At 69.9% G+C, this 7,049-nt stretch carries 7 protein-coding genes; 2 read left to right on the top strand and 5 right to left on the bottom strand.

Translation table 11 applies throughout. The annotated features are described in order from the left end of the window. The 3 genes from ACFULQ_RS48080 to ACFULQ_RS48090 form a co-directional block, all read right to left on the bottom strand. Positions 1-794 (bottom strand): S8 family serine peptidase (locus tag ACFULQ_RS48080; RefSeq protein WP_383557904.1); only part of this gene is annotated, 794 nt, incomplete at its 3' end. A gap of 197 nt (positions 795-991) precedes the next feature. Then, positions 992-2,260, bottom strand: a complete 1,269-nt coding sequence (locus ACFULQ_RS48085) for an Ig-like domain-containing protein (RefSeq protein ID WP_383557894.1) — start codon at positions 2,258-2,260, stop codon at positions 992-994. Between the two features lie 206 nt (positions 2,261-2,466). Beyond that, complete coding sequence (locus ACFULQ_RS48090) at positions 2,467-2,811, bottom strand: hypothetical protein (protein WP_383557897.1); 345 nt, start codon at positions 2,809-2,811, stop codon at positions 2,467-2,469. Positions 2,812-2,941: 130 nt separating this feature from the next. On the opposite strand from ACFULQ_RS48090, the gene ACFULQ_RS48095 reads away from it, so the two are divergent. Next, positions 2,942-3,223, top strand: coding sequence for an LAETG motif-containing sortase-dependent surface protein (locus ACFULQ_RS48095; protein WP_383557907.1), 282 nt, complete (start codon positions 2,942-2,944; stop codon positions 3,221-3,223). A 42-nt stretch (positions 3,224-3,265) separates the two neighbouring features. Next, positions 3,266-4,048 (top strand): hypothetical protein, encoded by a 783-nt coding sequence (locus tag ACFULQ_RS48100; RefSeq protein WP_383557899.1) that lies wholly within the window; start codon positions 3,266-3,268, stop codon positions 4,046-4,048. A 49-nt stretch (positions 4,049-4,097) separates the two neighbouring features. On the opposite strand, the gene hutH is transcribed toward ACFULQ_RS48100, so the two are convergent. Then, entirely contained in the window at positions 4,098-5,636 is a 1,539-nt protein-coding gene (gene hutH / locus ACFULQ_RS48105; RefSeq protein WP_383557909.1) for a histidine ammonia-lyase, read from the bottom strand. A gap of 81 nt (positions 5,637-5,717) precedes the next feature. Continuing rightward, complete coding sequence (locus ACFULQ_RS48110) at positions 5,718-6,866, bottom strand: diguanylate cyclase domain-containing protein (protein WP_383557902.1); 1,149 nt, start codon at positions 6,864-6,866, stop codon at positions 5,718-5,720. Positions 6,867-7,049: the final 183 nt, after the last annotated feature.

The following is a 7,049-nucleotide window of genomic DNA, read 5'->3' on the forward strand; positions in this document are numbered from 1 at the left end:
GAGGCGACATGCGTGCCGTGCCCGAACTTGTCGGTCGCGTCCGGGGAGGTGGAGAAGTTCTTGGACTCGACCACCTGGGTCTTGAGGTCCGGGTGGGTGGCGTCGACACCCGTGTCCAGTACGGCGATCTTGACGCCCTTGCCGTCGTAGCCGGCCGCCCACGCCTTCGGGGCGCCGATCTGCGGCACGGACTTGTCGAGGCTGGCCTTGCGGACCCCGTCGAGCCAGACGTGCGCGATACCGGAGGCGGTCTTGTCGCCGTTGGTCACCGCGTCCCACAGCTCGGGCGCGTCCTGCTTCGGCGTCTGCACCGCGTCGGCGTTCAGGGACGTCAGGGAGTGGCGGAGCGTGCCCGCGTCCCGGACGTCGTCCTTGGCCGCTGTGGCGGCGCCCTGGTAGCCGACGATCACCTTCAGTCCCTTGCTCTGGGACTTGCGGGTCGCGGCCTTGTCGAGCTCGGTGATGTCGAACAGCCGCTCGTCGAGCTTGCCGCTCGACACCAGGCGCACGACGTCGGACGGCAGCACATAGGTGTGGCCGTCGGCCTTGCGGAGCTGCACGGGTATGTGTGCGCGGCCCTTCGCGGGCTCCAGGCCGACGACCCGGCCCTTGGCGTCCACGACCACGCGGTCACCGGTGATCAGGGTGATGCGGTGCTTGGGCGTGAGCTGCGCCTTGTGCGACTGCGAGACACTCGCGGTCTGCTGCGCGTCCGCCGAGGCGGGGCTGGTCATACCCGCCGCGAGCGCTACGGCCGCCGCTGTGGCGATCGTGGCCGCGCATGCCTTTTTCACTTGTCTGCGCAAGATTCCCCCTTGCAGAAGAACCGGGTGAATTCCCCTTCACCCGGCCGGGGGGAGACTCGCACGCATATACGTGCACCCCCCGGTCATCGCAGTATGCCGAGGGGTGATCACGACCTTCAACGGACAACTCCCCCACAGCGAGGTCTGTTACAAGACCGCCGGATTCAGGGGGAGTTGAGGCGGCGTCAGATAGCCGAGCCCGCCTTCCAGTCGGCCCAGCTCAGGTTCCAGCCGTTGAGGCCGTTGTCCGGGGCCACCGTCTTGTCGCCGGTGTTCTTCACGACCACGACGTCACCGACGATCGAGTTGTTGTACATCCAGTAGCCGGCCGTGCCCTTGTCGTTGGCACCCTTGGTGTCCGACAGACCCACGCAGCCGTGGCTGGTGTTCACGGAGCCGAAGATGGACTTCGCGCCCCAGTAGTTGCCGTGCAGGAACGTGCCGGAGTTGGTGAGCCGGATGGCGTGCGGCACGTCCTTGATGTCGTACTCGCCCTTGCCGTCGTCGTCGGTGAAGCCCACGGTCGCGCCGTTCATGCGCGTCTCCTTGAACTTCTCGGACATCACCATGATGCCCTCGTACGTCTTGTTCTCCGGCGAGCCGGCCGAGATCGGGATGGTCTTGATCGTCGCGCCGTTGTGCGTGACCTTCATCTGCTTGGTCTTGGCGTCGACGTACGACACCTGGTTGCGGCCGATCTTGAAGGTGACCGTCTTCTGCTGGACGCCGTAGACCCCGGAGGCGCCCTCGACACCGTCGAGCGCGAGCTTCAGGGTGACGGTGGAGTTCTCCTTCCAGTAGTCCTCGGGGCGGAAGTCGATGCGGTTGGCGTTGAACCAGTGCCCGACGACCTCCTGACCGCTGCTGGAGGAGACGGTGATGCCCTTCTGGACGGCCGCCTTGTTGGTGATCGCCTTGTCGAAGTTGATCGACACCGGCATGCCCACGCCGACGGTCGAGCCGTTCTCCGGCGTGAAGTTGCCTATGAAGCTGTTGGCCGGGGAGACCGTGGTGAAAGAGGCGTTCTCGTGGGCGACCAGACCGTCCGCGTCCTTGGCCTCCGCGGCGACCTTGTAGCTCGTGGAGCGCTCCAGCTGGGCGTCGGGCTTCCAGCTGGTCTTGTCCGCGGACAGCTGACCGGCGACCTCGGCGCCGTCGGCGGTCGTCATCGTCACATCGGTGAGCGTGCCCTTGCTCACGGTGACGGCGGCGGAGTTGTTGATGGAGGCGTTGTCGGTGCCGTCCTTGGGCGTGATCTTGATCTCGGCCTCGGAGCTCTTCTTGGCCGCCGCCTCGTCGGCCTTGGCCTGCGAGGTGTCGTTGTTGCCGCCGTCGCTCGACGACGAGTCGTCGCCACTGGAACAGGCCGAGAGCACCAGCACCCCGCCGAGCAGTGCGGACGCGACCGTCAGGCCCCTGCGCCGCTTGCTGACCGTCATCACACGCTTCTCCATCGTTGCCGAATCCCCAGAAACCCCGAGAGTCTCCGTCAATAAGAACTAAACGCTACGACCGGTTCGTCCCGTTCCACCTTCCTGGAAGGTGTGGGGCACACCACGTCCGCCGTGGCGGAGGGTGCGTCTGTCGGTCCGTGCGACCCCTGAGACGACGAAACCCCGGACGGCGGTTGCCGCCCGGGGCCACTATTTCCCAGGCGTGTTCAGCCGACGACCTCTTCTTCCTCGTCCTCCTCGACATCATCCTCGTCGAGGTCCCAGTCCGGCGAATCCGGGTCGTAATCGATCTGCTCACTGCTCCAGGAGGCCTGGGCCAGCTCGACCCCCGGCACCTCCCCCACCAGGTCGAACGGGTCCACGAGATAGGCGAGGGCCTCGGCAGTGTCTTCCGTCACAGCACTCTCGGCGTGCGCCCGCTCATCGTCCGGCATGTCCGGATCCTCCGCGATCCGCTCCAGCGCGGCCCGGGTCACGGCGTCCTGGTCGTCGACCTCGACGACGAGTTCCACCCGAAGCCGCACAAAACGTGATGTCTCTTCAGTGCTCATGCCCGGAGAGTAAGGCCCATCGCTCCCGTGACTTTCCCGTGACCCGCGTCTTTCACTAACATCGCCCCACACGGCCAATTCGCCAGTGCCACAAGGGGATCGATATTCCGTGTCATCCGTTCGCCGACCGTTGCTGACCGCCACCGCCGCGGGGACCCTGCTGGGTGCCCTCTGGTTCGTCCCGTCCGCCAACGCGACCCAGGACAAGCCGGTCAGAACCGAGCCGTCCGTGCAGGCCACGGCGCAGGCGCGGGTCTCGACGACGAGCACGGAGACGGCCGAGGAGAGTCCGCAGCTCGCCGACACCGGCAGCTTCGACACCACGCCGTACATCGCCGGCGGCACCCTCTTCCTCACGCTGGGTGCGGGCTTCGTCGTCTACTCGGTACACCGGGAACGGCTCGGCTTTTAAACGCGCTTGACGTGTTCTTGGCACAACGTTCATAGTCCGCACATGAAGAGATCATCGGGGGCGCGCAGAGGCGCCGCGGCGACCGTGAGCGTGCTGTCACTCGCCCTCCTCACCGGGTGCGGCGGGGGTTCGGACGACGACGCGAAGGCGTCCGGCGCGTCCAAGGGATCCGGCTCCTCCTCCGCGAACTCGGCCCCGGCCGCGAAGGCCCGCAGCGCGGCCGAACTGGAGAAGCTGCTCCTCGCCAAGGGCGATGTCGCCGGGTACGAGGTCGACAACGGCGACGACACCCTCCCGAAGACCAAGGGCGAGGTGAAGACCGACAAGGCGGCGTGCGCCCCGTTGGCCCACGCCATGGCGGGCCTCGCGCCGGGCGACACGGACGCGGGCGCGAGCAACACCGTCACGAAGAGCCCCGAAGCCACCGGCTCCGCGGACGACTCCGAGATCCAGGCCCTCAACGTCGAGATGACCTTCGTGGGCCTGTCCTCCTACGACGGCGACGGCGCCGAGAAGGCGCTCAAGGCCGTCTCCGACGGCATCGCGGCCTGCTCCGGCGGCTTCACGATGACCGCCGAGGGCGAGAAGCAGAAGATGACCAAGGTCGCCAAGGAGAAGGCGTCCGGCAAGGGCGACGAGTCCGTCGCGTTCTCCGTCGGCTCCGACATGGACGGCGAGGGCACGGCCACCTTCAACACCGAGGTGGTCCGCGTCGGCAACACCGTCTCCACCTACTACACCGTGGACTTCGCCTCGCTCGAGAGCGGCAAGGCGGCCCCGGTGTCGGCGGCGGTCGTCGACGCCCAGGTGGCCAAGCTCAGGTAACCGCCGAAAGGGCCCTGTCCAGCCGTACGGTGAACAGGGCCCCGCCCGCCTACCGCAGCGGCCCGGTGACGGCCTCGACCGCCGCCACCAGCCGCCCCTCCCGCACGAACACGTCGGCGGCCGCGAGGTCCGGCGCCAGGAACCGGTCGGGACCGGGACCCTCGACACCCGCCTTGCGTACGGCGGTGATGGCGGCCTGGGTCGCCGGCGCGGGACTCAGGCCCTCGCGCAGCTCGACGCCGCGCGAGGCGGCGTAGAGCTCCACGGCCAGCACCCGGGTGAGGTTGTCCACGGCGGTGCGCAGCTTGCGCGCGGCCGACCAGCCCATCGAGACGTGGTCCTCCTGCATCGCGGAGGAGGGGATCGAGTCCGCGGAGGCGGGCACGGCCAGCCGCTTCAACTCGCTGACCAGCGCGGCCTGGGTGTACTGCGCGATCATCAGCCCCGAGTCCACACCGGCGTCGTCGGCGAGGAACGGCGGCAGCCCGTGGGAGCGGTTCTTGTCGAGCAGCCGGTCGGTGCGCCGCTCGGCGATGGACGCGAGGTCGGCGACGGCGATGGCGAGGAAGTCGAGCACATAAGCCACCGGCGCCCCATGGAAGTTGCCGTTGGACTCCACCCGACCGTCGGGCAGCACCACGGGGTTGTCGACCGCGGAGGCCAACTCCCGCTCCGCCACCAGCCGGGCATGCGCCAGGGTGTCCCGCCCGGCTCCGGCGACCTGCGGGGCGCAGCGCACGGAGTAGGCGTCCTGGACCCGGGGCGCGTCGTCCTGGTGGTGCCCGGTGAGCTCCGAACCCTCCAGCACGGCCAGCATGTTGGCGGCGGAGTCCCCCTGCCCCGGATGCGGCCGGATGGCGTGCAGTTCGGGGGCGAGCACCTTGTCGGTGCCGAGCAGCGCCTCAAGGCTCAACGCCGCGGTGATGTCGGCGGACTTGTAGAGCATCTCCAGGTCGGCCAGGGCCATGACCAGCATCCCGAGCATGCCGTCGGTGCCGTTGAGAAGGGCGAGCCCCTCCTTCTCCCGCAGCTCGACGGGCGCGATCCCGTGCTCGGCGAGCAGCTCACCGGCGGGCCGTACGACACCGTCGGGCCCCTCGGCGTCCCCCTCGCCCATGAGCGTGAGGGCGCAGTGGGACAGCGGCGCGAGGTCGCCGGAGCACCCCAGGGAGCCGTACTCGTGCACGACCGGCGTGATCCCGGCGTTGAGCACGTCGGCCATGGTCTGCGCGACCTCGGGCCGCACCCCGGTGTGTCCCGAGCAGACGGTCTTCAGCCGCAGGAACATCAGCGCCCGTACGACCTCCCGCTCCACCCGCGGCCCCATGCCCGCGGCGTGCGAGCGCACGATGTTGCGCTGCAACTGGGCCCGGAGCTCCTGGCTGATGTGCCGGGTCGCGAGGGCGCCGAAGCCGGTGCTGACGCCGTAGACGGGCTCGGGCTTGGCCGCGAGCGCGTCCACGATCCCGCGGGCCGCGGCGAGAGCGGCGACGGCCTCCCCGGAGAGCTCGATACGGGCACCGTCCCGCGCCACGGCAAGGACGTCGGACGCGGTGACCCCGGACGTCCCCACCACCACAGTGTGCATATCCATATTCAGGAGCGTACGCATTGAATTCCAGGATGTCACTACTGGGTCGGGGTTACGCCCCTTACCGCCCGCGGCGCCTCAGGGCTGCCGCCCCCGGAACCGCCGCCGCTCCGGCGAGGTCTCGGACGGCGCGGCATCCGCCAGCCGTACGACGGGGTCCTCGGCCCCGCCCCGGCCGGCGACCACCGGCCTGGTGGCCCGCTCGGCCTTGGCCCGGTACTGCGCGGCGTCGGCGAGCCGGAACAGCCGCCGGGCCGACCGCACGGGCCCGATGGGATCCGCGGTCGAGGCGACCCCGCACGCCACCCCCTCCCCCAGCTCCAGCTCCGCGGCCCGACGGCACAGTTCGTCGGCGGCCCGCACCACCTCGTCGGCGGAGGGACCGACCGCGAGCAGACAGAACTCGTCCCCGCCGAGCCGGGCGGCCAGCGCCCCCGGCACCATGGCCCCGCACAGCGACAGCACCGAACCGAAACGTTCCAGCAGGCGGTCCCCCACGGCGTGCCCCTGGGTGTCGTTGACTCGCTTGAGCCCATTGAGATCGCAGACGACCAGGCTGACGACGACCCCGTCCCGCTTGTGCCGCTCGACGGCCTCGTCCAGCCGCATGTCCACGGCCCGGCGATTGGCGAGCCCGGTCAGCGCGTCCGTGAACGCGAGCCGCCTGGCCTCCTCCAGCCGCTCCGCCTGGGCGATACCGGCGGCGACGACGGCGGCGAGCACGGTGGCGAAGTCGGCGTCCTCCCGCCCGAACAGCGGGGCGCCGACGGGCCGGGCCACGTACAGCTCGCCCCAGGCCCGCCCGTTCAGCACGATCGGAGCGACGACACAGCACCCGCGTCCCCTTCTGCGCAGGGCGGCGACCCGCTGATGCACGTAACCCGGCCGCACCCCGGCCGCGGGCCCCTCCGCCGTCTCCACCCAGGCGTTGGGCTCCCCGCCCCCGGCCCACCGCTCGTGCAGGAACTCGGTGATCTCCGGGAACTGATGCACGGGGTAGGCCTCCCCCTCGGGAAACTCCTCCTCCCCCGACACCCGTTCCCCCACATTGACCAGCACCCTGAGCCGCCCGAGCTCCCGCTCCCACACCGACAGCGCGGCAAAACTCCCCCCGAGCGCCCGACACGCCCCCCCGGCAGCGGCCCGCCACGCCTCCCGAGAGCCGTGGGCTGCCGCCATGCCTTGCGCCAACGCAACGACCGCGGCCAGCCGGTTGTCCTCACCCATTGGTCCAGGTTAGGGAGGTTTTGGGTGGGGGCCGGGGTGTGGTTGGGCCGTTAGAGGATGTGCGCCTACGGATGTGCCGGGTCAGGTTGTCGGGCGGGTGCGGGTCCGTCGTGGCTGGTCGCGCAGTTCCCCGCGCCCCCGCTGCGCTGGGCTTGGGCCCGGCGCCTACTGGGGTGCCGGGTC

Source organism: Streptomyces sp. NPDC057253, from assembly GCF_042669125.1.
Taxonomy (GTDB): Bacteria; Actinomycetota; Actinomycetes; order Streptomycetales; family Streptomycetaceae; genus Streptomyces.

What these genes read in the sequence shown, in the direction of transcription:
- ACFULQ_RS48090 (WP_383557897.1), bottom strand. Translation starts at nt 2,811, where the DNA reads ATGAGCACTGAAGAGACATCACGTTTTGTGCGGCTTCGGGTGGAACTC.
- hutH (WP_383557909.1), bottom strand. Translation starts at nt 5,636, where the DNA reads ATGCACACTGTGGTGGTGGGGACGTCCGGGGTCACCGCGTCCGACGTC.
- ACFULQ_RS48085 (WP_383557894.1), bottom strand. Translation starts at nt 2,260, where the DNA reads ATGGAGAAGCGTGTGATGACGGTCAGCAAGCGGCGCAGGGGCCTGACG.
- ACFULQ_RS48110 (WP_383557902.1), bottom strand. Translation starts at nt 6,866, where the DNA reads ATGGGTGAGGACAACCGGCTGGCCGCGGTCGTTGCGTTGGCGCAAGGC.
- ACFULQ_RS48100 (WP_383557899.1), top strand. Translation starts at nt 3,266, where the DNA reads ATGAAGAGATCATCGGGGGCGCGCAGAGGCGCCGCGGCGACCGTGAGC.